Here is a 2503-nt window from a genome sequence, read left to right as displayed (position 1 = left end):
GGCTGCGGAGCCGCAGCGCCGCCTGTTTCTGACGCTGGGCATAGAGCCGAACGAGAAGGGCCGCAGATCGCTGATTGAACAGGCTTCCCGGCTTGAGGCGGTCGGTCTGCTGCAGACCAACCGCATCTTTATACCGGAATCCGACGATTATATGTACGAGTACGAAATGCTGCCCCCGCTGTCTCCATCCGACTTTTTTGCCACCCAGCATTTAACGCTGCTGCTGCGCGATAAGGTCGGTAAATTCGCCGTATTGTCGCTTAGGGAGCAGTTCTGGAGCCGGGAACCGGAGGAGTGGAGCCGGAGCGCCGTAGGCAAGGAAAATATATCGCGGCCGTTCTATGACATTTTCGAGCTGAATACGCATGTCATTGATTACGAGCTGGAGCAGGCGCTGACCGAGGTGGCCGCTGTCCGCCAGCCTGTGAAAGGCCCCGAAAGCAAGCTTGCCATCGGGTACAGCGACATTATTCTGCGCTTTCCGCGGGAATCGGTCAACCGGGCGCATGTCGAGAAGCTGCGTTTTGATTTTGATCAAATGGGCGTCATCAATTATGTGGCCCATAAATATAAGCTCGGCGCGCAGGATATGTGCCGGCTGCTTGATGAGGATGGTATTTTTTCTCCGGACGGCGAGCTTGTGCTTGACGAGCTTCAACACCGGGCCAACCAGCATTTCCGGCAAAGCATGAAGCGGCAGGAGCAAAGGGAAGTAGCGGCAGCCAAGGTCGTGGCGATCAGAGCTGCGGAGCAGGGGGATGAAGCGATCATCCCCGAGGAGCAGCCTGTTGAAATGGAATATTATGTGGAGGTTCCTCCGCAATTTCTGTCCAAATGCGATATTCACCAATATAATATGATGCTGCGCAACGAGCCGTATACCCGGCTGCTTCAGACTTTTTTTCCGGGCGCGGTGCCGGGGCAGTTAATGGATATTTTCGAGAAGATCGATTTGAATTACAAGCTTCCCGGTGAAGTGATCAACTTGCTGATCCACTATCTGATGACGATGGTTGCGTCAGGGGGAGAACAGCGAATCAACCGCAATTTCGTGGAGGCCATTGCTTCCAATATGCTGGTTAAACAGGTTAACAGCTATGAGAAGGCGGTACGCTACATAAGGGATCAATCCAAGGTAAAAGGAAAAGGGGCCTCCGGCGCGCCGGGGACACGTTCTCGTTCCTATGCCAAGAAGGGCGGGACTTCCGGCAAACCCGAAATCCAGATTGCGGTGGATGACGGACAGTCGGGAGCCGTGAGTGACGAAGAATTTGCGGCGATGATGCAGATGGCGGCCGATATCAAGGCCAGCAAGAAAAAAGGAGCGGCGGAATCGCCGTAAGGAAAGAGAGGTGTTAAAGTGGAGTCGATGGGCGAAGTGCTTCGTTCGATGAATAATCCCGCTCTGCGCCTGCGTTCGAGGGATTTGGAGCATGAACTGTTGAATCATCCGCTCGTGCTTCGGCTTCGTAGCGACCATCCCGAACTGGAAGAATCCAGGCTCAGGCTTCATGTAAGCCGGCTGTATCAATATGTGGAAGAAGCCCGCAACTGTGCGAACTGTCCCGGTCTTGAACAGTGCCCCAATGATTTCCAGGGGCATTACAGCAAGCTGACGGTGGAGAGCGTTGGCGGATTCCCTGATTTGTATGAACGCAAGACGGCATGTGCGCTGCAGACTGCCAAAGACAATCAGGAGCGGATTCGCAAACGGATTCGCAGTTTCTACGTCGATGAGCGCGTACTGAGCGAAGGCTACGACGAGATTGAGATTATGGGCAAGGACCCCCGGCGCGCTCCGGCGGTGAGCCGGCTGTTCCAATATATCAAGAGCACAAAAGAAACAGGGCTGTCTACACGCGGGCTGTACCTATACGGCTCCTTCGGCACCGGAAAGACGTTCCTGATGTGCTATTTACTGCATGAGCTGGCGATCACGGGGTACAGCGGAGTTATCGTATACATGCCTGATTTTATCGAGGAACTGAAAGCGATTATGACGGATGGCCAAAAGTTGAAGGAAACCGTCGATACGATGAAGGACTGCGATCTGCTTATTTTTGACGATATTGGGGCGGAAAATTTGAACCCCTGGGCGCGCGACCATGTGCTCGGACCGATACTCAATTACCGGATGAACCGCAAGCCGACATTCTATACGTCGAACTATCCGCTGGACGGGCTGGAGAAGCATCTGAGCTTCACCAGCAAGGACGGCGAGGAAGTCTATAAAGGCCAGCGGCTGATGAACCGGATTTCACCGTATGTGGATGTGGTGCAGCTGGTGGGGGAGAATCAACGGGGCGGCCCCTCCTAAATCAGTGGGATACCCCTCCTAAATCCTCCCCAATGGGGAGGACCCCAAGGGCTGCGCCCTCTGGACACCCGCAATTTTGCGAGGGAGCTGCGTTGGCGGTAGAAGGTTGCAGTCGTGCGTGGAGCGGTCCCTATTCGGCTCCCGCCCTGACGGGCGGTGGCCGAAGGACCTTTCATGCGAGGGGGC

General features: G+C 55.0%; 2 protein-coding genes. Both read left to right on the top strand.

Annotation, left to right across the window (positions count from 1 at the left end; all coding sequences use genetic code 11):
• Positions 1 to 1342, top strand: a 1342-nt coding sequence (locus L691_RS32595; RefSeq protein ID WP_025689879.1) for a replication initiation and membrane attachment family protein, incomplete at its 5' end; no start/stop codon positions are given.
• Positions 1343 to 1360: 18 nt separating this feature from the next.
• The gene (gene dnaI, locus L691_RS0107995) at positions 1361 to 2317 is read left to right on the top strand and encodes a primosomal protein DnaI (RefSeq protein WP_025689877.1); all 957 of its coding nucleotides are present in this window, start codon (positions 1361 to 1363) and stop codon (positions 2315 to 2317) included.
• Positions 2318 to 2503 lie beyond the last annotated feature (186 nt).

It is taken from the genome of Paenibacillus zanthoxyli JH29 (genome assembly GCF_000520715.1).
Classification (GTDB): Bacteria; Bacillota; Bacilli; order Paenibacillales; family Paenibacillaceae; genus Paenibacillus_AQ; species Paenibacillus_AQ zanthoxyli.
This window is presented reverse-complemented; position numbering and strand designations above follow the sequence as displayed.